Raw genomic sequence first — 22,559 nt, 5'->3', positions numbered from 1 at the left:
AGGGGCTCGGTCGGTCCCGACTCGTCACTGCTTGTCGAAGCGGGGGTGCGACTGCTGCTGGTCCTGCGGGGCGGCCGCGCCGGCGCCGCCCTCGATGGCCTGCTTCGAGGCCGAGGGGCCTCCCGCGAGCTCCGCCTTCATGCGCTGGAGCTCCAGCTCGACGTCCGTGCCGCCGGACAGCCGGTCCAGCTCCGCCTGGATGTCGTCCTTCGCCAGTCCCGACTGGTCGTCGAGCGCGCCGGAGGCGAGCAGCTCGTCGATCGCGCCGGCCCGGGCCTGGAGCTGGGCGGTCTTGTCCTCGGCGCGCTGGATCGCCACGCCGACGTCGCTCATCTCCTCCGAGATGCCGGAGAACGACTCGGCGATCCGGGTCTGCGCCTGCGCCGCCGTGTAGGTCGCCTTGATGGTCTCCTTCTTCGTGCGGAAGGCGTCGACCTTCGCCTGCAGCCGCTGCGCGGCCAGCGTGAGCTTCTCCTCCTCGCCCTGCAGCGTCTGGTGCTGCACCTCGAGGTCGCTCACCTGCTGCTGGAGCGCCGCCCGCCGGGACAGCGCCTCGCGGGCCAGGTCCTCGCGGCCGAGCGCCAGCGCCTTGCGGCCCTGGTCCTCCAGCTTGGCGGACTGGCCCTGGAGCTGGTTCAGCTGCAGTTCGAGGCGCTTGCGGGAGGTCGCCACATCGGCGACACCCCGGCGGACCTTCTGCAGCAGCTCCAGCTGCTTCTGGTAGGAGTAATCGAGGGTCTCGCGCGGATCCTCGGCCCGGTCAAGGGCCTTGTTTGCCTTCGCGCGGAAGATCATCCCCATACGCTTCATGACACCGCTCATGGGCTTCGCGCGCCCCCTTCTGACGGACTCGGCTCAAGCACTCCAACAGGATCCACAGTACGGTCCCTGTCTCCATTACCGCACTGTTCGGGGCCGGATGTGCTCCTCCCCAAGGACGACTGCGGGCGGGTCTCCTCCAGCCCAGGGAGTAGACGGATCTCAGGGGAGACCCGCGCATGTCGTCCGTACGTACCTCCACAGACGCGGGCTGTTAGCGGATCGTTCCCGGCGGGGCTGGGGTCCATGCTTCCCACCACGTACCCTTGGGTTTTGTGTTCCGTAGCCGTTCCAAGGAAGAGAAGGCCCCCACCGATCAGGTGACGGCGGACCTCTCCACGCAGCCCCGCGACCCGCAGGCCCCCAAGGGCCGCCCGACTCCGAAGCGGAGCGACGCGCAGACCCAGCGCCGTCGTGCCGCGACGGTGCCGACCGACCGCAAGGAGGCCGCCAAGCGCCAGCGCGAAGCCCGCCGCTCCGACCTGGCTCGTCAGCGCGAGGCGCTGGCCAGCGGTGACGAGCGCTATCTGCCGGTCCGAGACAAGGGTCCGGTCCGCCGCTTCGTGCGCGACTTCGTCGACTCGCGCTTCGCCATCGCGGAGTTCTTCCTCCCGATGGCCGTGGTGATCCTCGTCCTGTCGATGATCCGGATCCCGTCGCTGCAGAACATCTCCCTGCTGCTCTGGCTCGGTGTGATCGTGATGATCGTCATCGACTCGATCGGCATCTGGCTGCGGTTGAAGAAGCAGCTGAACGAGCGCTTCCCGAACGAGCCCAAGCGCGGCGCGGTGGCGTACGGCCTGATGCGCACGCTCCAGATGCGCCGACTGCGGCTGCCGAAGCCGCAGGTCAAGCGCGGAGAGCGGCCCTGAGCGGCGAAGGCTCCGGCTCCGCCGTGGGCAGCACGCTGCTGCCCGTCGTCTCCCCGTGGCCGCTCGGCCACGGGGGTCTGCGCGAGACCGTGCGGCAGGAGCTGATCGCGCGCCAGCTGGACGAGCAGATAGCCAGCCGCTACCCCGTGGGGCAGCGGCTGCGGATCCTCGACGCGGGCATGGGACAGGGCGCCCAGGCACTGCGTATGGCCAGGGCCGGACACACCGTGACCGGCCTGGAGGCCGATCCGGAGCTGCTCAAGGCGGCCCGTGAGGCGCTGGCGACCGAGCCGGCCGGGATCCGTGAGCGGGTCCGGCTGATCGAGGGCGACGGCCGCGAGACCGGGGTGCACTTCCTGCCGGGCAGCTTCGACGTCGTGCTCTGCCACGGCGTGCTGATGTACGCGGACGAACCGGACGCGCTCCTCGCGGGCCTGGCCCGGATGCTGGCGCCCGGGGGCCTGTTGTCCCTGGTCGTACGGAACGCCGAGGCGCTGGCCATGCGGCCTGGGCTGGCCGGGGACTGGGCGGGCGCGCTGTCCGGTTTCGAGACGGACGTCTACACGGACGACAACGGGCTGAAGGTGCGCGCCGACCGGCTCGACGCGCTGACGTCGACGCTCGCCGGGATCGCGGCGCCGCTGCACGCCTGGTACGGCGTGCGGGTCTTCACCGACGGCGTGCCCGGCGACGTGGGCCTGCCGGCCGCGGAGGAGCTGGACCGCCTCCTCACCGCGGAGGACCGGGCGGGCCGCACGGACCCCTACCGCCGCGTCGCGGCGCTGCTGCACCTGTGCGGGGTCCGGGGCTAGAGCGGCCTCCGGCGCCAATGCCCCGCCGCGGGCCCCGGGCGCGAGCCGGGCGGGGCACCGGCCTTCGAGGCTAGGCCCCGCCGCGAGCCGCCGGGGCTGGGGGCCGGTGGTTCCCGTACGGCCCCGGCCCGTCAAGGGCTCTCGTACGGCCCCGGCCCGCAGGGGCTCTCGTACGGCCCCGGCCCGTCAGGGGTGCGGGGCCTTCGCCACCGCACCCCCTTTGCCGGGCGCCTTAGCCCTCCGCGTTCAGGGGCATCGGGCCGTAGATCTTCGTGCCGTCCTCGGAGAGGGTGACCTGGTCCGCGCCGCCCTCCAGGAGGTCCTTCCAGAACTCACCGATCCAGGATTCGGCGTCCCCCTGGGTCGTGAACTCCTCCGGCGCCACCGCCGGCTGGACCTCCGTGCCGTCGGACTTCTCGAACCGCCACGTCCATGCCATGTCCGCCTCCTGGGCTCACCGGATGATCGGTTTCCTGCCCGCAGCGTAGCCGGGCGCGCACCCTTCGGGGTGACGCGGGAGGATCAAGGGGTGGAACTGACTCTGCTCGGCACCGGCGCCCCCCTCGGGCTGCCCCGCCCCGACTGCCCCTGCGCCGTGTGCGCGACCGCCCGAGGCCCGCTGGCGCGGGCGGCCACCGCGCTGCTCGTGGACGGGGCGCTGCTGCTCGACTTGACGCCGGGGGCCGCGCTGGCCGCCGCCCGGTCCGGGCACTCGCTGGTCGGCGTACGGCAGGTGCTGCTGACGCATCCGCACGACGGGCCGGCCGTGGAGGTGCCGGCCGGGCTGCCCGCCGCGGGGAGGGTGCCGGACGGACGGGAGTTGACGCTCATCAGCGGGCACCGGGTGCGGGCCGTGCCGATGGACTCCCCCGGCACGGGGTACGAGGTGACCTCCCTCGACGGCGAGCGGCTGCTCTACCTGCCGCCCGGCGGCGCCCCCGCCGGCCTGCCGGACCACGGATCGCCGTACGACATCGTCATCGCGGACGTCGTCGGCCGGCCCGACGCGCTGGCCCGGCTGCGGGCGACCGGGGCGGTGGCGGCGCGTACCGAGGTCGTCGCCGTACACCTGGACCACGACGTGCCCCAGGGCGCGGAGCTGGACCGGCGGCTCGCCGCGGCCGGGGCGCGGGCGGTGGCGGACGGGACGACGCTGTACGTCGGCGAGTACCACCCGCTGCCCGAGGTGCCGCGCCGCACGCTGGTGACCGGCGGGGCCCGCTCGGGCAAGTCGGTCGAGGCGGAGCGGCGTCTGGAGTCGTTCCCCGACGTGCTGTACGTGGCGACCGGCGGGAGGCGGGAGGGCGACCCGGAGTGGGCGCAGCGGGTGAACCTGCACCGGGAGCGGCGGCCGGGCACCTGGCGGACGGCGGAGACCTGCGATCTCGTACCTCTCCTGGCGGCGGACGGTCCTCCGCTGCTGGTCGACTGTCTGTCGCTGTGGCTGACGGACGCCATGGACCGGTCGGGGGCGTGGGACGACGAGCGGTGGGCGCGCGGCGGGCAGCGGGAGCTGCGCGAGGGGATCGACGCACTGGTGGCGGCGGTGCGGGCGACCTCCCGTACGGTCGTGGCCGTGACCAACGAGGTCGGCTCGGGCGTCGTGCCGGCGACAGCGTCGGGGCGCCGGTTCCGGGACGAGCTGGGCCGGTTGAACGCCGCCGTCGCGGACGAGTGCGAGCAGGTGCTCCTCGTCGTCGCGGGACAGGCCCTGGTGCTGCGCGGGTAGGGTGCGATCACCGATGGCCACCGCCGACGTCACGAGGAAGAGCCTTGAACCTGGACGACTTCTCCGATCTGATCGAGCGCCCCGACGGGGGGATACGGCGTGACGCCGAGGAGCGCAGGGAGCGGCTGATCGTGCCTCCCGGCGCGCTCGGCCGGCTCGACGAGCTGGGCGAGTGGCTGTCGGCGGCGCAGGGTTCGGTGACGGTGCGGGCGATCGAGCAGCCGCGGGTGGTGCTCTTCGCGGGCGATCACGGGGTGGCCTCGCTCGGGGTGTCGGGCCGTCCGGCCGGGACCGCGTACGAGCTGGTGCGCGCGGTGCTCGACGGTGCGAGCCCGGTGGCGGTGCTGGCCCGCCGGGCCGGCGTGCCGGTGCGGGTGGTGGACGCGGCGCTTGACTGCGACCCGGAGCTGCTGCCGGCCGAGGTGGTGCGGCATCGGGTGCGGCGCGGCAGCGGCCGGACCGACGTCGAGAACGCGCTGACCTCCGAGGAGGCGGCCGCGGCCGTCGCGCTGGGTGTCGCGATCGCCGACGAGGAGGCCGACTCGGGCACGGACCTGGTGGTCCTCGGGGATCTGAGCGTGGGCGGGACGACCCCCGCGGCCACGCTGATCGCGGCGCTGTGCGGTACGGACGCCTCGGTGGTCACCGGCCGGGGCGGCGCGGGCATCGACGATCTGGCGTGGATGCGCAAGTGCGCGGCGGTGCGGGACTCGCTGCGGCGGGCGCGGCCGGTCCTGGGCGACCAGGTGGAGCTGCTGGCCGCGGTGGGCGGTGCGGACCTGGCGGCGATGACCGGATTCCTGCTGCAGAGCGCGGTGCGGCGAATGCCGGTGATCCTGGACGGTGTGGTGGGCGCGGCCTGTGCGCTGGTGGCGCAGCGGGCGGCGTTCCGGGCTCCTGACTGGTGGCTCGCGGGGCAGGTGAGCGGGGAGCCGGCGCAGGCCAAGGCGCTGGACCGGATGGCGCTCAACCCTCTGCTCGACCACGGCGTCACTGTGGGCGAGGGAACCGGGGCGTTGCTCGCTCTTCCCCTCGTCCAGGCAGCGGCCGCACTGGCCGCCGAGCTGCCCGAGCAGCCGGAACCGACCATTCCGGACCAGCCCGCGGAGTTCGCCGCGGACGACGGGAACTGACGGCCGATCACGACACCGGACGCGGCCGTCCGCCACGCGCGGACGGCCGCGTCCGGCGACCGACCATGACGAGCGATGCCCCATATGATCGCTTTTCATGGGAGAGGTCCGTTTGTCCATCGAAGGAGCGCCCGGGGGAACCGCCCGATCGCGGCGCGCTGCCGCGTTCGCCGTCTGGTATCTGCGCGCCGTCACGTTCGTCAACTTCCTGAGCGCCGTCTGGGTCTCGCTCGGCCAGGACCTCCGCCGGCACAACACGGACGACTACTTCACGCCGTACCTGCTGACGGCGGGCTTCGCCTCGGGCGCCTTCACGCTCTTCCTGGCGATCACCATGCGCCGCCGCAAACGGGCCGCCTGGATCCTCAACACCGTGCTCAGCGGCCTCTTCCTGCTGCTCTTCGCCCTCGCGATGCTCTTCCCGGAGATCCGGCGGCACGCGCAGAACTGGGTCTCGCTGGCCCTGACCGCCGCCTTCGTCCTCGCGCTGCTGCTCGGCCGCAAGGAGTTCTACGCCAAGGGCGACCGGTCCAACCCGCTGCTTGCCGCCGTCGTGGCGGTCGGCGGGCTCCTGGTGACCTCGCTGCTGGCCGCGGTCCTGGTCACCGTCACCGACACCTCGTCCGCCGGCTCCAGCTTCCTGGAGCGCTGGCGGTACGGCGTGATGCGGCTCGTCACGCTGGCCTCCGACGACTCCCGCTTCGAGGGGATCGCTCCGCCCGGCTGGGTCGACGTCACCATCAACGTCCTGTCCACGCTGCTGCTGTTCGCCGTGCTCTTCGCCGCCTTCCGTTCGCGCCGCGCCGTCGATCCGCTCACCGAGGCCGACGAGGACAGGCTGCGCGCCCTGCTCGACCGGAACGGCGACCGCGACTCGCTCGGCTACTTCGCGCTGCGCCGCGAGAAGAGCGTCGTCTGGTCGCCCAGCGCGAAGGCCGCCGTCGTCTACCGGGTCGTCGGCGGGGTCTCGCTCGCCTCGGGCGACCCGATCGGCGACCCGGAGGCCTGGCCCGGCGCCATCGAGCCGTGGCTGGCCGAGGCCCGCGAGCACGGCTGGATCCCGGCCGTCATGGGCGCGAGCGAGGAGGCCGGCACCATCTACGCCCGGCACGGCCTGGACGCGCTGGAGCTGGGCGACGAGGCGATCGTGGACACCGCCGAGTTCACCCTGGACGGCCGGGCCATGCGGACCGTGCGGCAGGCCTTCAACCGGGTCAAGCGGGCCGGGTACGAGGTCCGGATCCGGCGCCACGAGGACATCCCGGCCGACGAGATGGACGAGCTGCTCCGCAAGGCCGACGACTGGCGCGACGGCGCCACCGAGCGGGGCTTCTCGATGGCGCTCGGCCGGCTCGGCGATCCGCGCGACGGCCGGTGCGTGATGCTCGAGTGCACCGACGGCGCCGGAGAGCTGCGGGCGGTGCTCTCCTTCGTGCCGTGGGGCCCCGAGGGCCTCTCGCTGGACCTGATGCGCCGCGACCGGGACGCCGAGAACGGCCTGATGGAGTTCATGGTCATCGAACTCCTCCAGCGCTCCGGGGAGATCGGGATCACCCAGGTCTCGCTGAACTTCGCGATGTTCCGTTCCGTCTTCGAACGTGGCTCGAGGCTCGGGGCGGGACCCGTGCTGCGGATGTGGCGTTCGCTGCTCAGCTTCTTCTCCCGCTGGTGGCAGATCGAGTCGCTGTACCGCGCCAACGCCAAGTACCGACCGATCTGGGAGCCCCGCTTCATGCTCTTCGAGAAGAGCGCCGATCTGCTGCGCATCGGCCTCGCCGCGGGCCGCGCCGAGGGGTTCCTGGAGGCCCCCGGCCTGCCGAAGTGGCTCCACCGCACCCATCTGGAGGGCAGACGGTGAGCCCCGGTCTCAAGGGCTTCGCCCGCCGCGAGTGGGGGCCCCTCTTCACCACCGTACGGACGGCGCTCGCCGCGAAGGGGTGGCGGGCCGTCCCGATGACCCTGGCCGCCGTGTGCCTCACGGCCCTGTTCCAGCTGGTGCAGAACCAGGGCTGGGGCTATCAGCCGGTGCAGGACATCGGTTCGGTGCGGGCCGAGGACCCGCTGGGGCTCGCCCTGCTCCGTACCCCCTTCTCGCTCTTCGTCCCGGCGCTCGACCTGCCGGTGTGGGGGGCCCTGGCGCAGATCCTGTTGGTCTTCGGGATCGCCGAGATCTGTCTGGGGCGGTGGCGGACGCTCGTCCTCGCCTACACCGCCACGCTGGCCGGGACGCTGTACGCGCGGATCGGCATCGCCCTCGGCCCGGACTCCCCGCTGGGGCTGCCGGCCTCCGACGCGCGGGTCGTCGACACCGGCCCGTCGGCGGCCGTGGTCGGGCTCGCCGTCTTCGTCTGCTGGCGCTACCGCGCCTGGTGGACCGGGGCGCTCGTGGTCGTCGCCATGGTGGTGGAGGTGCTGGTCAAGAACAATCTCGCGGGCAAGGAGCACCTGGCGGCGATCGCGGCCGTCCTCGTGCTCGTCGCGTGCGCCGCCTGGCGGGAGGGCCGTCAGGACGGGTCGGAGCCCCGCCCCGGGACCCGCTCCTGGAAACCGCCGATCAGATCCTGAGCCTTGCGCCGCACCTTGTCCCAGCGCCGGTCGTGGCGGTAGGTGCGCAGCCGGGAGCGGGCCCGGGCCCGGTGCCGCCGGCGGTAGAAGTGGCGGGACCACCAGGAGCCGGGGCGGGCCAGGCGGATCGCCCCGACGACCGCGACGAACGGCACCAGGGTCCCGAGCACCGCCAGCCGGAACTTCCCCTTCACCAGCGCGACCAGGACGAAGAGGAAGTTCCCCAGCAGGGTGAGGATGAAGGCGGCCCGGTTCTGGCGTTCGCCGGGGGTGAGTTCGTTGACGCCGAACGGCGAGAAGCCGCCGAGGACCAGCATGACCAGGGCGGCCGTGAGGACGACGACCTCGACGCTCTTGCGGCCCTGGTCGCTCCAGTAGACGTCGTCGAGGTGGAGGATGAGCGCGAACTCGTCCAGGACGAGTCCCGCGCCGATCCCGAAGACCGCGGCGAAGACACAGGCGGTGACCCCCTCCCGGCCGCTGGCGACCGCGCCGAAGCCGCCGACGACGGTGAGGACGACCCCGGGCACGACATGGTGGATGTGCAGCCCGCCCGCGGACTGCACATTGCCGAACGGGCCCTTCCCCGCCCGGATCATGCGCACGATCATCCGCGTGACCAGGAAGGTCACCACGAACGAGAACAGGGCGATGAGCAGCGGGAGCTTCCCTGGCTCGACGAAGTTGCGGTAGAACCAGTGACCCATGCCACCTGCTTCCGGTATGCGCGATATGCCCGTACTGCGGAACTTATACTGCCGGGCTCTGGCTTACCCTGCCCGGATGGACGGCCTGCGTTTCGCCTTCGGCACCCTCACCGTGCTCCCCACCCGCATCACCCGCTGGGACCGGGACACGGCGCGCGCCGGCATGCTCTGGGCCCCGCTCGCCGGCCTCGTCGTCGGCCTCTTCTCCGCCGCGCTCGGCGGTGCGCTCCTGCTGCTCGGCTCGGGCCCGCTGCTCGCGGCCGTGGTCACGGCGGCGGTGCCCGCGGTGATGACCCGCGGCCTGCACCTGGACGGGCTCGCGGACACGGCGGACGGGTTGGGCAGCGCGAAGCCGGCCGAGGACGCGCTGCGGATCATGAAGCAGTCGGACATCGGCCCGTTCGGTGTGATCACCCTGCTCTTCGTCCTGTTCGCCCAGGTCGCGGCCTTGTACCGGCTGTACGAGGAGGGCTGGGCGTACGGCACGGTGGCCGCCGCCCTCGCCGCGACCGTCGCCCGCCTCGCCCTCACCCACGCCTCCCGCACCGGCATACCGGCGGCCCGCCCGGAGGGGCTGGGCGCGATGGTCGCCTCCACCGTCCCGCCCCGCCCGGTCACGCTGCTCACCGCCCTGGTGCTGCTGGCCTGCGTGGCCTCCGGTGCCCTGTTCTCGCCGTACGACGCCCTCCGTCACGTCCTCGCGGCGGGGGCGGCGCTGGCGGCGGCGGCCTGGCTGCTGCGGCGGTGCGTACGGAGGTTCGGAGGGGTGACCGGGGACGTGTTCGGGGCGGTGGAGGAGACCGCGGCGACGGTGGCGCTGGTGGGGCTGACGCTCGGCCCCCACTGACCGGGCCGGACGAGCCGTACCGGACGAGCCGTACCGGACGCGTCGTCAGCAGGGTTTGCGCCACACCCCCAGGTCGTACTCCTTGCGCATCGAGCTGAGGCCGAGGGTGCGGGCCCGGGGGCAGAAGGCGGGGGTGTCGAGTTCGTATTCGACGTGGAAGACCGCCTTGCCCGCCTTCACGAACGGGGTCAGCCGGTCGCACTCGTCGTACTGCGCGCACTGTTCGTTGACCGCGAAGTCGAAATCCGGGAGCAGTTCGGGGATCTGGTCCAGGTCGTTCTTCAGGCCCACCGACAGGCCCCGGTCGTGGGCCAGTCCGGCGATGAGGCGGTTGTAGCGGAGCTGGTCGGCGGCGGTGAGGGGGAAGCCGGTGCGGTTCCGGTAGCCGTCCATGTTGTCGGGTTCGACCGCGTCGAAGCCCTTCGCGCGGCACATGTCGAGGCGTTCGGCCATGAGGGGGCCGAGGAGGTCCGTGCGGCGGATGTCGAGCCAGCGCTCGCCCTGCCAGCCGTTGCCCTCGCCGAGCAGGGAGGCGGGGAACTTCGACGCGTCGGGCCGGAACTCCTCCCAGGCGCCGGTGGAGAGGTAGCAGATCACCTTCCGGCCGCGCGCGTGCAGATCCGCCACCGTGGCCGCCGGGTGGTCGAAGCCGTCGATGTCGTAGACGGGGACGTCCACGGACGGGTCGAGGCGGCCGCTGAGCTGCCACTGCCAGGCGACGCCGGGCTTCGGCTGCCAGCGGGCGGACGGGCGGCCGTCGTCCGGACCGGTGTCGTCCCGTGCGCTCGTACAGGCCGTCACCAGGAGCAGCAGGGCGGCGAGGAGCAGGAGCGGGCGCCTCACCGCGCCGCCCGCAGGGGGTGCGGGAGCGTGCCCCACGGGTGGGCTCCGGCGCCTGGGACCGCGCAGTGCACGCGGGTCGTCGGCAGGGCGTCCGGCGGGGCGGCGTAGACGAGGTGGCAGTAGTGGTCGGCGACGGGCAGGTCGAGCGTGCGGTAGAGGTCCCAGGGGCCCTCGAAGGTGACCAGCAGGTCGGCGATGTCGGCGTAGCCCCGGTCGGGGTGGGCGCCGTGGTTGAGGACCAGCGTCCGGGCCCCGGCGGCCCGCGCGGCGACGCCGAGGCGGCCGTAGTGGGCCAGGCCCTCCGGGTCGGTCGGCACCTGGTCGAGGAAGGCCCCGTCGGCGCCGTACCAGTCGCGGTGGCGCAGGAGTTCGGCGACGACCTCGCCGTGCGGGCGGCGGCCGTAGGCGGTGTCGGTGTAGCCGAGCACCCGCACCCCGGCGTCTCGGAGCCGCCCGGCGACGGCGGCGAACGCCGGGTCGGGGGCCTCGCCGGCGCCGTCGGCGGGGTTGAGTACGACGCCGTAGAGCGACGGCGCCGCCTCGATCACCGAGGCCCAGGCGTCCGGGCGGTCGGCCGGGTGTTCGTAGAAGGGGACCAGAAGGGAGCAGGTCACAGGGCGGTCCAAGGCGCTCTCCAGGGGGCGTCATCGATCGTGCCGGGTTCGCCGCGCCCCCCGGAGGGCGTGTGTCGAAGGTCCCGTCTGGCTGCGGGCGGACGACGCTACTTCCGAAACACGCCCTAGACGCGGTGGGCGGTGGGTCGTATGAGCAGAGCACAGGTCAGGACCGCGAGGACGGCCGCCGCTCCCGCGACGATCGCGGGGCGTCCCTCGGCCGGTACCAGAATCTGTGCCCCCGCCGCGAGCAGGCATACCGCGGCGGCGCCGCGGACCGCGCCGAAGGCCTGGAGCAGCAGCCCCAGCCAGAGCACGACGCCGACGAGGAGCAGCGCGAGGAGCCGGGCGGCGCCCGGTGCGGGGGCCTCGGGCCGGAGCAGGGCGCAGGTGACGGTGAGGGCGAGGAGGACGGCGAGGTAGCCGCCGAGGCAGCGGGCGAGGACGCGGGCCGTGGCGCGGCGGAACTCCCGGGCGGTGGTGAGGGCCTTGAGCCGTGCCGCGCCGGCGCTGCGGAAGCGGTGCAGCAGCCACTCCGCCGGCCCCATGGAGAGGGTCAGCGCGACGACGGCCGCCGGGTCCGCCGTCCACAGCACGAGCAGACCGGTGCCGAGGCCGAAGAGGCCGTACGGCAGGGAGGCCGTGATCCGGGGGCCCGCGGTGCCGCGTGCGCCCGGCCGGGCGCCGGGCCGTAGGACGAGCGCGGCGAAGACGACGCTCGCGGTGAGCGCGGCGAGCAGCAGCCCGGTGCGCAGCGCGTCCGGCAGGTCGTACCGGAAGGCGGGGAGGGCTCCGGTCAGCGGCAGCAGCGCGCAGAGCAGGGCGCGTTCGCGGCCGAGGACGAGCAGGACGGTCGCGGCGGCGAGGTAGCACGCCTGGCCGGCGGCGAACAGGGCGGCGTGCCACTCCCCCGGCCCGGCGGCCGCGCAGGCGACGGCCGTGCCGGCGAGGGCGCCCGCCGGTGCGCCGAGGAGCAGCGCGCGGGCGGCGGCCCGCCGGTCGCCGAGGCCGAGCCAGGAGTACGCGCGGTGCGCCAGCGCCTGGTTCCACACCCAGCCGGTGACGGCTCCGGCGAGCAGCGGGATCGTTCCGGCGGGGAGGCCGTAGGGGCCGCGCGGTCCGGCCAGGAACGGCGCCCCGAGGACGTAGGCGAGGCCGGGCAGGGCGAAGACCAGCCCGCGCAGGAGGCAGCCGGCGAGACCGGTGTGCCAGGGTGCGGCGGGCGGGGCCTCGGGGGCGGGGTGGCGCCGTTCGACGCGGGCGTAGAGGTCCTCGGCGAGGGTGAAGGAGTCGGCGCGGCCGTAGGTGAGACGGATGTGGTCGTCGGTCATGCCGTCGGATTCGAGTATGGCGGCTATCTCGTCGGGGTGGACGGCGGCGGCCGCCAACGCGTCCAGGCGGTGGGCGAGTTCGTCGAGCGGGTCGGCGGCGATCCGCTCGGTGCCGACCGGGCGGCCGGTGTCCGTGCGGACGCAGGCCGCGTGGTCGGGCGCCGGGTCCGGCGCCCCCGGGTCGCCGCCCGCGGGCTCGGCGGTGCCTCCGTCGGGCGCGTCGGTGGCCAGGGAGCCGTACGGCCGCTGACGGGGTATCACCGGAAGGGTGTCCCGCATCGTGCCGTTCGTCAGCCAGAGGGAACCGCTCATGACAGCGAGCCTCCCCCGACGAGGTCCTGCCGCCAGGGGTCGGTGAGGCGGACGGTCCAGTCTCCCGGGTCGGGGAGCGGGCTGACGGGCTGTCCGGCGAGTTCGAGGTAGATCTGCCGGAAGCCGTCGACGGAGCGGTGCAGGGTGAAGCGGTCCACGACCCGCTGGCGTGCCCGGCGTCCCAGCTCCGCCCGCCGCGCGCCGTCGCGCAGCAGTTCGGTGACGGCCGCGGCCATCACCGCGGGCTCGCGCGGCGGGACGACGAGGCCGGTGTCGCCGACCGCCTCCCGCACCCCGCCCACGTCCGTCGACACCGTCGCCCGGCCGCAGGACATCGCCTCGATCAGCGAGAAGGGGAACCCCTCGCTGATTGAGGAGAGCATCACGACGCTGCCCGCCGCGTACGCGCCGGCCACGTCCGAGACCCGGCCCTCGAAGGTGATCCCGTCGGTCACGCCGAGTTCGGCGGCGAGCTTCTCCAGGCGGGTGCGGTAGTCCTCGCCTCCGGCCGGGACCGGGCCGAACAACCGCAGGCGCAGTTCCGGGAGTTCGGCGCGGGTGATCGCGTACGCCCGGATCAGCGTCTCCAGGTCCTTGATGGGGTCGACCCGGCCCGCCCAGCTGAGCGTGGGGACCTCGGGCTCGGGGCCGGCGTAGGGGAAGGCGGCCGGGTCGACGCCGTTGTAGACGGTCCGGATGCGGTCGGCGGGGGCGCCGCCGCGCTCCTCCCAGCGCCGGTTGTACTGGTTGCAGGGGGTGATGAGGTCGGCCTTGCGGTAGCCGAGCGAGTTGAGCTCGCGGTAGAAGCCGAGCATCAGGGCCTTGACCGGCCAGCGTTGGGCTTCGGTGCGGTAGCCGAGGTAACGCTCGCGCAGGTAGATGCCGTGTTCGGTGAGCAGGAAGGGCGCTCCTTCGAAGTGCTGGGCGGCGAGGGCCGGCAGCGTGGCGAGTCCGCTGGAGACGGCGTGCGCGACGCTGCCGTCGGCTATCCGGGCGGCGAGCGGCCGGAGGGCGTGCTCCAGCAGGTCGGTGGCGGTCAGCGCGTCGTGCACGGTGGGGCGGGCGGCGGCGGTCGGCAGGTGCGGCAGGGTCCAGATCCGCATCAGCGCGCGCAGCACCCGCTCGGAGCGCAGGGCGGCGGTGAGCTGCCCGCGCCGGGCGAGTCCGGCCAGGGCGTAGAGGCCCTCGCCGAAGTCGTGGCCGGCGCCGGGGTCGAGGACCGACAGCAGGAAGCGTTCGTACGTCTCCAGGAAGCGGCGGCCCGCACGCCCCCGCGGGGGCCGGCCGTGAGCCGGCCCCGGGGCGGCCCCCCACAGGGGGAACGAGGTGTGGCGGTAGAGGTTGGGCGGCAGCTCCCAGGTGACCGGTTCGCGTCCGCTGCCGGTGAGCGCGAGGACGGCGAAGTCGACCTCGGGCATGCCCCGGACGAGCTGGTCGCACCAGGTGCTCACTCCCCCGTGGACGTGCGGATAGGTGCCTTCGGTGAGCATGGTGACGTGACGGCCACTGCTCGGCATGTGCGTTCCCCCCAGAACGTGCTGGTCAGGCGGACGGGAGCGTAAGTGTGATCGCGGTCTGCAGCAGCTCGGGGGTGGTCCAGGCCGAGCGGCTGCCGGCGTACGCCGTCCCGAAGGGCGTCGTGCCGAGGAGGAGGCGCTTGCGGGTGCCCTCGGGGGCGGTGATCGGGGCGTTCACTCCGGACGGGGCCTTGACCGTGACGGTCGCGCCGACGCGGTAGGCGGTGACCATTCCGGCGGCGAGGGCCTGGTCCCAGGCGGCCCGGCGGCTCAGCTCGGTGCCGACGTCGCGCTGGCGCGGGTTGACCAGCGGGGCGCTGTCCGCGAAGAGGCCGCGGTAGTCGGCGAGGACCCGGTCGAGGACGGGGTAGAGCAGCCGCTCCTCGGCGAGGTTGGACTGGTGGACGTAGTGCGGGCGCGGGTCGTTCGCCACGATGTGGGAGAGCGCGATGCGGGCTTCCTGCGGGACGATGTGGGAGGCGTACCCGGTGGCGGTGTCGAGCGGGCCGGGCAGGCAGGTGGAGGCCGGGTTGGTCTCGCAGATCCCGCTGCCGCCGTCGGCGCGCGAGGTGTAGATCCAGTTGTACTCGTCGGCCATCTCGGCTGCCGTGCCCACGTTGTAGTACACGTTCATGGGGTGGCGGGGGACGGTCCTGGCCGCGCCGACGGGGCGCTGGGCGGGCTCCCGGGAGTTGTCGCTGGCCAGCCAGGTGACGCCGTTGTCGGCGAGGGCGCCGGCGAGGTGGGGGTTGTCGGCGTTCTGCTGCGGCAGGGTCTTGAGGCCGGAGTGCTCGCCGGTGACGAGTTCGCTCCGGTCGACCGCGATGCCCTTGCCGACGGCCCAGGTGTGGTTGTTCCGGATCTGTGCGGAGATCTCGCTCCGGCTCGTCCACAGGGTGGTGCCGGCGGTGTTCCTGGCGCACTGCCAGGGGACGGTGGTGTTGTCCTGGACGCAGCCGAGGAAGGGGTGGGTGTAGGTGTGGTTCACCCAGCGGTACTGGGCGCGGTCGGCGATCAGCCGGTCGGCGAGCGGGTCGCTGCCGGCGTGCTCGGTCTTCCACTGCTCGCCCTGGCCGCCGTTGTAGACCATGTCGAGGGTGAAGCCGGCGGACTTCTGCCAGGCGGCGGCGTGGCGGGCGTCGTCGGCGGTCATCCGGATCGGGTTCTCGCCCTCGCCGTCGCCGCCGACGCAGTCGAAGTCGCCGGGGGTGCAGTTGCGGGCGGTGTCCCAGCGGGCGTCGGGGGCGAAGACGTCGTCGACGTGGACCGAGAAGTAGTTGCGGCTCTGGCCGAGGTGGACGCCCTGGGTGAGCCATTCGACGATGCCGCGGGCGAGCGCCCGGAACTGCCGCTGGTACTGGTTGTAGGCGAAGGTGACGACCAGTTCGCGGCGGCCGTCGTGGGCGTATTCGCCGATCAGGCTGGCGCGGGCGCCGTCCTCGACGGGCATGTCGAGGTAGCTGGTGTAGCCCGCGCGGGGGCGGCCGGCGTAGCCGTGGCTCTCGGAGAGCGTGGGGTCGTTGTCCTCGAAGGTGAGCGGCCCGTCGAGGTGTTTGAAGGGGCCCGCCTTGCCGGCGGCGGTGACGGAGGCGGTGGTGCCGTCGAGGGGGCCGGAGAAGCCGTGGTCGTTGGTGTAGTCGAGGCCGACGCCGGGGTGGGCCCAGGTGTAGGCGTCGACCTGCGGGATGCCGTAGCTCTTCTCGTACGCGACGAGGGCGGCCTGTTCGGCGGAGTCGGGGCCGAAGGCGGCTTCGTGCGGGGCGACCACGCCCTGGAACTTGGCGCGGGGGCGGCCGGTGGCGCTGTCCGTGGGGTCGCTGAGGAAGGCGGCCGTGATGACCGGCCGGCCGGGGTCGTTCAGGTCGATCCTGCGGTAGGGCACGCCGGTGGAGCGCAGTTCGGAGGTGATGGCCTCCACCGCGCTGCCGCCGTCGTCGAGCACCAGGACGGTGAGGTCTATCCGCGGGGCCGGCGGGGCGGCGGCGCTCGCCGTGGCCGACGGGAGGACCGTGGCGAGCAGGGCGGCGGCGAGCAGGGCGCCCGCCGTACGGCCCCGGCGACCGGAGCGGGCGGCTCCGGGCGTCCGGGCCCCGGCGGCGCCGGTTCCGCGGATTCCCGGCGCTCCCGGCGTGTGGAGCGGGTCGGGTCCCGGCGTGCGGATTCGGTCGTATTCCATCGAGTCGTGTCCCCCCTCGGCAGGTCGCCCGAACCGGGGGGCCTGTGGAGATGATGCGAAGACGCGGGTGCCGCGCTTGCGTGAATGAGGCGAGTGTGGACGAGCGTTCCGACTCTGCGCGGTAAACGTGAAAGAGACACCACGGATGAGTGAATCACCGTCGCCGTGAGCGAACACGGACGGCGAGCGTAGGCTCGTTCACGGCGCCGTCTGGGCCGAAATACGATGCGGCGGGCACGGTCGGCCCATCCCTCGACCGCCACAGGACTCAATGGAAGCGAGATTTCACCACCGTGACTGCTCTCACTCTCAGCACCGCCGGTGCGGCGACGCTGCGCGCCGACGCGCTCGTCGTCGGCGTCGCCAAGTCGGGCAAGGCCCTCGTCGTCGCTCCGGGCGCCGAGGCCGTGGACAAGGCGTTCGACGGCCGGCTCGCCGCCGTCCTGGAGACCCTGGGCGCCTCGGGTGCCGAGGGTGAGGCCCTCAAGCTGCCCGCCCCCGCCGGCCTGAAGACCCCCGTCGTCCTGGCCGTCGGCCTGGGCGCGGCGCCCGAGGACGGCGAGCCGTTCGGCGCCGAGGCCCTGCGCCGCGCCGCCGGCAACGCCGCCCGCGCGCTGTTCGGGGCGAAGAAGGCCGCGTTCGCGCTGCCGGTCACCGCCCCGGAGGACGTGGAGGCGATCGCGGAGGGCGCTCTGCTCGGCGCGTACGCCTTCACCGCCTACCAGGAGATCGGCAAGGACGGGAAGCGGCCGCTGGCCGAGATCGCCCTGCTGGGCGCCAAGCCGCGCGACAAGGCCTTCAAGGCGGCGGCGGAGCGCGCGCTGGCGCTGACCGAGGAGATCAACCGCGCCCGCGACCTGATCAACATGCCGCCGAACGACCTGACCCCGGCCGCCTTCGCCGCCACGGCTCAGGCCGCGGGCAAGGAGCACGGCCTCAAGGTCCAGGTCCTCGACGAGAAGGCGCTCGCCAAGGGCGGCTACGGCGGCATCCTGGGCGTCGGCGCCGGTTCGCAGAACCCGCCGCGCCTGGTCCGGATCGCCTACACCCACCCGGACGCGGAGCGGACCCTGGCCCTGGTCGGCAAGGGCATCACCTACGACTCGGGCGGCATCTCGCTGAAGCCGGCCGGGCACAACGAGACGATGAAGTGCGACATGAGCGGCGCGGCCGCCGTGTTCGCCGCGGTCGTCGCGGCGGCCCGGATCGGCCTGGCCGTCAATGTCACGGGCTGGCTGGCGCTCGCCGAGAACATGCCGTCGGGCTCGGCCACCCGCCCGGGCGACGTGCTGCGGATGTACAGCGGCCGGACCGTCGAGGTCCTGAACACCGACGCCGAGGGCCGGCTCGTCCTGGCCGACGCGCTGGCGAAGGCGTCCGAGGAGAACCCGGACGCGATCGTCGACGTGGCGACCCTGACGGGCGCGATGGTCCTGGCGCTGGGCAACCGGACCTTCGCGATCATGGCGAACGACGACGACTACCGCACCGCGATCCACGAGATCGCCGGCGAGGTCGGCGAGCAGTCCTGGCCGATGCCGCTCCCGGCGGACCTGCGCAAGGGCATGGACTCCCCCACGGCCGACATCGCCAACATGGGCGAGCGGATGGGCGGCGGCCTGGTCGCCGGTCTCTTCCTCAAGGAGTTCGTGGGCGAGGGCATCACCTGGGCCCACCTGGACATCGCGGGTCCGGCCTTCCACGAGGGCGCGCCGTACGGCTACACCCCGAAGGGCGGCACGGGCTCCTCGGTCCGCACCCTGGTGAAGCTGGCGGAGCGCACGGCCGACGGCGAGCTCTGACGGTCCGCGCGACGGGTACGGCCCCGGGGAGGGTTCCCGGGGCCGTACCCGTCGCCCGTCCGGCGCCCCCGGGGGGCCGGGCTCGCCGGAAAACACCCCCTCACCCGGTCTCACTGAGCGGCCCCGCGTCCCGCCGTCCGGCAACAAGTGCGAAGATGGGTTCTCGGCAGGACAGGGCCCCCACCACAGGGCCGAATAAAAAGCGGCCGAACACCAGCCGCCGCCCGGTCAGAAGGCCGGCGACCGGCGCACATGCATGGAGGACGTGACGTGGCGAACGACGCCAGCACCGTTTTCGACCTAGTGATCCTCGGCGGCGGTAGCGGCGGTTACGCCGCGGCGCTGCGCGGAGCGCAGCTGGGCCTGGACGTCGCACTGATCGAGAAGAACAAGCTCGGCGGCACCTGCCTGCACAACGGCTGCATCCCCACGAAGGCCCTGCTCCACGCCGGTGAGGTCGCGGACCAGACCCGTGAGGCGGAGCAGTTCGGTGTCAAGGCCTCCTTCGAGGGCATCGACATCAAGGCCGTGCACAAGTACAAGGACGACGTGATCTCGGGCCTGTACAAGGGTCTGCAGGGTCTGGTCGCCTCTCGCAAGGTGACATACATCGAGGGTCACGGCCACCTCTCCTCCCCGACTTCCGTCGACGTGGACGGCCGCCGCGTCGAGGGCCGGCACGTCCTCCTCGCGACCGGTTCCGTGCCGAAGTCGCTGCCGGGTCTGGAGATCGACGGCAACCGGATCATCTCCTCGGACCACGCGCTGACCCTGGACCGTGTCCCGGAGTCCGCGATCATCCTCGGCGGCGGTGTCATCGGCGTCGAGTTCGCGTCGGCGTGGAAGTCCTTCGGTACCGACGTGACGGTCATCGAGGGCCTGAAGCACCTGGTGCCGGCCGAGGACGAGAACAGCTCCAAGCTTCTCGAGCGCGCGTTCCGCAAGCGCGGCATCAAGTTCAACCTCGGCACGTTCTTCCAGTCCGCCGAGTACACCGACAGCGGAGTCAAGGTCACCCTGGCCGACGGCAAGACCTTCGAGGCGGAGGTGCTGCTCGTCGCCATCGGCCGCGGCCCGGTCTCGGCCGGTCTCGGCTACGAGGAGCAGGGCGTCGCGATGGACCGCGGCTACGTCCTCGTCGACGAGTACATGCGTACGAACGTGGAGACGATCTCGGCCGTGGGCGACCTGGTCCCCACGCTGCAGCTCGCGCACGTCGGCTTCGCCGAGGGCATCCTGGTGGCGGAGCGCCTGGCCGGTCTGAAGACCGTCCCGATCGACTACGACGGCGTGCCCCGGGTGACGTACTGCCACCCCGAGGTCGCCTCCGTCGGCATCTCCGAGGCCAAGGCCAAGGAGATCTACGGCGCGGACAAGGTCGTCGCCCTGAAGTACAACCTCGCGGGCAACGGCAAGAGCAAGATCCTGAAGACCGCGGGCGAGATCAAGCTGGTCCAGGTCAAGGACGGTGCCGTGGTCGGCGTCCACATGGTCGGTGACCGCATGGGCGAGCAGGTCGGCGAAGCGCAGCTGATCTACAACTGGGAGGCGCTGCCGGCGGAGGTCGCGCAGCTCATCCACGCCCACCCGACCCAGAACGAGGCGCTCGGCGAGGCGCACCTGGCGCTGGCCGGCAAGCCTCTCCACTCCCACGACTGACGCTCACGTCATCCACGGGCGCGACGACCACTTCCGCAATTCGTTAGGAGCAACTGAAACCATGTCGGTTTCCGTAACCCTGCCGGCGCTCGGCGAGAGCGTCACCGAGGGCACCGTCACCCGCTGGCTCAAGGCCGAGGGTGAGCGTGTCGAGGCCGACGAGCCGCTGCTCGAAGTCTCGACCGACAAGGTCGACACCGAGATCCCCGCCCCGGCCTCGGGCGTGCTGGCCTCCATCAAGGTGGCCGAGGACGAGACCGTCGAGGTCGGCGCCGAGCTGGCCGTCATCGACGACGGTTCGGGTGCCGCCGCCCCGGCCGCCGAGCCCGCGCAGGCCGAAGCCCCCGCCGAGGCCCCGCAGCAGGAGGCCCCGCAGCAGGAGGCCCCGGCCGCCGCGCCGCAGGCCGCCCCCTCCACCGAGGTCCAGGAGCCGGCTCCGGCTCCGACGGCCGAGGCGACCTCCGGCGGCGGTTCCGCCGAGGGCACCGACGTCGTCCTGCCGGCGCTCGGCGAGAGCGTCACCGAGGGCACCGTCACCCGCTGGCTGAAGTCGGTCGGCGAGTCGGTCGAGGCCGACGAGCCGCTGCTCGAGGTCTCCACGGACAAGGTCGACACCGAGATCCCCGCCCCCGCCTCCGGCGTTCTCCTGGAGATCGTCGTCGGCGAGGACGAGACCGCCGAGGTCGGTGCCAAGCTGGCCGTCATCGGTGCCGAGGGTGCTGCCCCGGCCGCCGCTCCGGCTCCGGCCGCTCCGGCCCCGGCGGCCGAGGCCCCCGCCGCTCCGGCTCCGGCGCCCGCTCCGGCCGCCCCCGCGGCTCCCGCCCCCGCCCCCGCTCCGGCTCCGGCTCCGGCCGCCCAGGCTCCGGCTCCCGCCGCTCCGGCCCCGGCCGCCCCGGCTCCGCAGGCCCCGGCCGCTCCCGCCCCCGCCGCCGCACAGCCGGCGGAGGACGGCGCCTACGTGACCCCGCTGGTCCGCAAGCTCGCCACCGAGAACGGTGTCGACCTGGCGGCCGTCAAGGGCACCGGCGTCGGTGGCCGTATCCGCAAGCAGGACGTCCTCACGGCCGCCGAGGCCAAGAAGGCCGCTCCGGCTCCGGCGGCCCCGGCCGCCGCGGCGCCGAAGACCCCGGCCCTGGAGACCTCTCCCCTCCGCGGCCAGACCGTCAAGATGCCTCGCATGCGCAAGGTCATCGGCGACAACATGATGAAGGCGCTGCACGGCCAGGCGCAGCTGACCTCGGTCGTCGAGGTCGACATCACCAAGCTGATGCGCCTGCGCGCCGCCGCGAAGGACTCCTTCGCGGCCCGCGAGGGCGTCAAGCTGTCCCCGATGCCGTTCTTCGTGAAGGCGGCGGCCCAGGCGCTGAAGGCCTTCCCGGTCATCAACGCCCGGATCAACGAGGACGAGGGCACCATCACGTACTTCGACTCGGAGAACGTCGGCATCGCCGTGGACTCCGAGAAGGGTCTGATGACGCCGGTCATCAAGAACGCCGGCGGTCTGAACCTCGCCGGGATCGCGAAGGCCACCGCCGAGCTGGCCGGCAAGGTCCGCGGCAACAAGATCACGCCGGACGAGCTCTCCGGCGCGACCTTCACGATCTCCAACACCGGCTCGCGCGGCGCGCTCTGGGACACGATCATCGTGCCGCCGAACCAGGTCGCCATCCTGGGCATCGGTGCCACGGTCCGTCGTCCGGTCGTCGTCAACCACCCGGACCTGGGTGAGACGATCGCGATCCGCGACATGACGTACGTCGCGCTCTCCTACGACCACCGTCTGGTGGACGGCGCGGACGCCGCCCGCTACCTGACCGCGGTCAAGGCGATCCTCGAGGCCGGCGAGTTCGAGGTCGAGCTCGGCCTGTAGGCAAGCTACCGAGCTGTAACAAGGCTCACCAGCGGCGCCCCTGTTCGGGAGTACTCCCGGCAGGGGCGCCGCCGTATTGTCATAGGCGTCAGCACGTCCCTAAGGAGCGGCTTCATGAGCGTGCCCGTCGTCCACTCGCTGCGCGAACAGATCCGCGAGCACATCGTGGAGGGCATCGTCAGTGGTCGCTGGAAGCCGGGCGAGCGGATCGTGGAGCGGCGGATCGCCACGGAGCTGGAGGTCAGCCAGACCCCGGTCCGGGAGGCGCTGCGCGAGCTGGAGTCGCTGCGGCTGATCGAGTCGGCCCCCAACAAGGGCGTACGGGTACGGAACCTGACGGCGGCCGACCTGGAGGAGAGCTACCCCGTCCGGGCCGGTCTGGAGCAGATCGCGGCCGAGCTGGCGGCGACCCGGCTGGCGGCCGACTGCTCGGCCCTGGAGCCGCATGTGACGGCGCTGTACGAGGCGGACCGGACGGCCGACGGCACGGCGCAGGTGCGCCACACGGTGGCCTTCCACCGGGAGCTGGTGAAGGCCGCGGGCAACAGCGTGCTGCTGCACACCTGGGAGGGCCTGGGCATCGAGGTCTTCACGGCGCTGTCGATCCGCTGGCTGGGCACGGTGCAGAAGTCGTACGCCGAGGAGCACCAGGAGCTGGTGGAGGCGTTCCGCCGGGGTGATCCGAACATCGGCGCGATGGTCAAGGCGCATGTCCTGGGCTGCGCCCCCAGGGCCTGACCTCCCCTTTCTCTCGTGAGCGGATCCGTTGCGGCGGGTCCGCTCATTCGTGCGAGCGCCCTCTCAGACGGCCCTACCCGTACCGCCCCTCACCTGCGAAAACAAGGCACCCGGTGCCCTGTTTCGCGGCACCCTGTGCCGACTTTCTCGATCTGAAGAGGTTTTCCCCTTCAACCCTTTGATCGATCATCGATCGTCGGATTACAGTCTTCG

General features: G+C 73.0%; 19 protein-coding genes. 11 read left to right on the top strand and 8 right to left on the bottom strand.

What is annotated here, in order from left to right:
* Window positions 1-24 precede the first annotated feature (24 nt).
* Window positions 25-822: a PspA/IM30 family protein gene (locus ACZ6RC_RS03970; RefSeq protein WP_391140810.1), complete on the bottom strand. Its 798-nt coding sequence runs from the start codon at window positions 820-822 to the stop codon at window positions 25-27.
* Window positions 823-1,094: 272 nt separating this feature from the next.
* Between ACZ6RC_RS03970 and ACZ6RC_RS03965 the strand changes: the two genes are divergently transcribed.
* A complete protein-coding gene (locus ACZ6RC_RS03965; RefSeq protein WP_391140811.1) occupies window positions 1,095-1,691 on the top strand; it encodes a DUF3043 domain-containing protein in 597 nt (198 codons plus the stop codon).
* Between the two features lie 89 nt (window positions 1,692-1,780).
* Entirely contained in the window at window positions 1,781-2,503 is a 723-nt protein-coding gene (locus tag ACZ6RC_RS03960; RefSeq protein ID WP_469579436.1) for a class I SAM-dependent methyltransferase, read from the top strand.
* A gap of 232 nt (window positions 2,504-2,735) precedes the next feature.
* Here ACZ6RC_RS03960 and ACZ6RC_RS03955 read toward each other — a convergent pair whose 3' ends face one another.
* Complete coding sequence (locus ACZ6RC_RS03955; RefSeq protein WP_391140812.1) at window positions 2,736-2,942, bottom strand: hypothetical protein; 207 nt, start codon at window positions 2,940-2,942, stop codon at window positions 2,736-2,738.
* A 90-nt stretch (window positions 2,943-3,032) separates the two neighbouring features.
* Between ACZ6RC_RS03955 and ACZ6RC_RS03950 the strand changes: the two genes are divergently transcribed.
* From ACZ6RC_RS03950 to ACZ6RC_RS03935, 4 genes are all read left to right on the top strand, one after another.
* Window positions 3,033-4,232 carry a bifunctional adenosylcobinamide kinase/adenosylcobinamide-phosphate guanylyltransferase gene (locus ACZ6RC_RS03950; RefSeq protein ID WP_391140813.1) on the top strand — a complete coding sequence of 400 codons (1,200 nt, stop codon included), beginning with the start codon at window positions 3,033-3,035 and terminating at the stop codon, window positions 4,230-4,232.
* Between the two features lie 44 nt (window positions 4,233-4,276).
* Complete coding sequence (gene cobT, locus ACZ6RC_RS03945; RefSeq protein ID WP_391140814.1) at window positions 4,277-5,365, top strand: nicotinate-nucleotide--dimethylbenzimidazole phosphoribosyltransferase; 1,089 nt, start codon at window positions 4,277-4,279, stop codon at window positions 5,363-5,365.
* 97 nt (window positions 5,366-5,462) lie between these two features.
* On the top strand, window positions 5,463-7,223 hold the full coding sequence (locus tag ACZ6RC_RS03940; protein ID WP_469579116.1) for a phosphatidylglycerol lysyltransferase domain-containing protein: 1,761 nt from the start codon (window positions 5,463-5,465) through the stop codon (window positions 7,221-7,223).
* Window positions 7,220-7,930, top strand: a complete 711-nt coding sequence (locus tag ACZ6RC_RS03935) for a hypothetical protein (protein WP_469579114.1) — start codon at window positions 7,220-7,222, stop codon at window positions 7,928-7,930. Before ACZ6RC_RS03940 ends, ACZ6RC_RS03935 begins: the two co-directional genes overlap by 4 nt.
* On the opposite strand, the gene ACZ6RC_RS03930 is transcribed toward ACZ6RC_RS03935, so the two are convergent.
* Window positions 7,870-8,637, bottom strand: a complete 768-nt coding sequence (locus ACZ6RC_RS03930; protein WP_391140817.1) for a hypothetical protein — start codon at window positions 8,635-8,637, stop codon at window positions 7,870-7,872. The two genes, ACZ6RC_RS03935 and ACZ6RC_RS03930, sit on opposite strands and share 61 nt — an antisense overlap.
* 76 nt (window positions 8,638-8,713) lie before the next feature.
* Here ACZ6RC_RS03930 and cobS point away from each other — a divergent pair, with 76 nt between their 5' ends.
* The gene (gene cobS, locus ACZ6RC_RS03925; RefSeq protein ID WP_469579112.1) at window positions 8,714-9,484 is read left to right on the top strand and encodes an adenosylcobinamide-GDP ribazoletransferase; all 771 of its coding nucleotides are present in this window, start codon (window positions 8,714-8,716) and stop codon (window positions 9,482-9,484) included.
* Between the two features lie 45 nt (window positions 9,485-9,529).
* Here cobS and ACZ6RC_RS03920 read toward each other — a convergent pair whose 3' ends face one another.
* The 5 genes from ACZ6RC_RS03920 to ACZ6RC_RS03900 form a co-directional block, all read right to left on the bottom strand.
* Window positions 9,530-10,327, bottom strand: a complete 798-nt coding sequence (locus ACZ6RC_RS03920) for an endo alpha-1,4 polygalactosaminidase (RefSeq protein ID WP_469579110.1) — start codon at window positions 10,325-10,327, stop codon at window positions 9,530-9,532.
* On the bottom strand, window positions 10,324-10,953 hold the full coding sequence (locus tag ACZ6RC_RS03915; RefSeq protein ID WP_391140820.1) for a spherulation-specific family 4 protein: 630 nt from the start codon (window positions 10,951-10,953) through the stop codon (window positions 10,324-10,326). The genes ACZ6RC_RS03920 and ACZ6RC_RS03915 overlap by 4 nt, the downstream gene beginning before the upstream one ends.
* Window positions 10,954-11,066: 113 nt before the next feature.
* Entirely contained in the window at window positions 11,067-12,584 is a 1,518-nt protein-coding gene (locus tag ACZ6RC_RS03910; RefSeq protein WP_469579108.1) for a hypothetical protein, read from the bottom strand.
* Window positions 12,581-14,101 carry a GT4 family glycosyltransferase PelF gene (gene pelF, locus ACZ6RC_RS03905; RefSeq protein WP_391140822.1) on the bottom strand — a complete coding sequence of 507 codons (1,521 nt, stop codon included), beginning with the start codon at window positions 14,099-14,101 and terminating at the stop codon, window positions 12,581-12,583. Before pelF ends, ACZ6RC_RS03910 begins: the two co-directional genes overlap by 4 nt.
* 25 nt (window positions 14,102-14,126) lie before the next feature.
* Window positions 14,127-16,277, bottom strand: a complete 2,151-nt coding sequence (locus ACZ6RC_RS03900) for a hypothetical protein (RefSeq protein WP_469579106.1) — start codon at window positions 16,275-16,277, stop codon at window positions 14,127-14,129.
* 293 nt (window positions 16,278-16,570) lie between these two features.
* Here ACZ6RC_RS03900 and ACZ6RC_RS03895 point away from each other — a divergent pair, with 293 nt between their 5' ends.
* The 4 genes from ACZ6RC_RS03895 (at window position 16,571) to ACZ6RC_RS03880 (ending at window position 22,346) form a co-directional block, all read left to right on the top strand.
* Window positions 16,571-18,079, top strand: a complete 1,509-nt coding sequence (locus tag ACZ6RC_RS03895; RefSeq protein ID WP_391140824.1) for a leucyl aminopeptidase — start codon at window positions 16,571-16,573, stop codon at window positions 18,077-18,079.
* A 270-nt stretch (window positions 18,080-18,349) separates the two neighbouring features.
* A complete protein-coding gene (gene lpdA / locus ACZ6RC_RS03890; RefSeq protein ID WP_391140825.1) occupies window positions 18,350-19,738 on the top strand; it encodes a dihydrolipoyl dehydrogenase in 1,389 nt (462 codons plus the stop codon).
* A gap of 61 nt (window positions 19,739-19,799) precedes the next feature.
* The gene (gene sucB, locus ACZ6RC_RS03885) at window positions 19,800-21,608 is read left to right on the top strand and encodes a 2-oxoglutarate dehydrogenase, E2 component, dihydrolipoamide succinyltransferase (protein WP_469579104.1); all 1,809 of its coding nucleotides are present in this window, start codon (window positions 19,800-19,802) and stop codon (window positions 21,606-21,608) included.
* A gap of 114 nt (window positions 21,609-21,722) precedes the next feature.
* On the top strand, window positions 21,723-22,346 hold the full coding sequence (locus ACZ6RC_RS03880) for a GntR family transcriptional regulator (protein WP_391140827.1): 624 nt from the start codon (window positions 21,723-21,725) through the stop codon (window positions 22,344-22,346).
* Window positions 22,347-22,559: the final 213 nt, after the last annotated feature.

The sequence above is a fragment of the Streptomyces sp. NPDC048353 genome (assembly GCF_055587165.1).
Note: the sequence above shows the minus strand (reverse complement) of the source record. Positions and strands in the feature narration are given on the sequence as shown.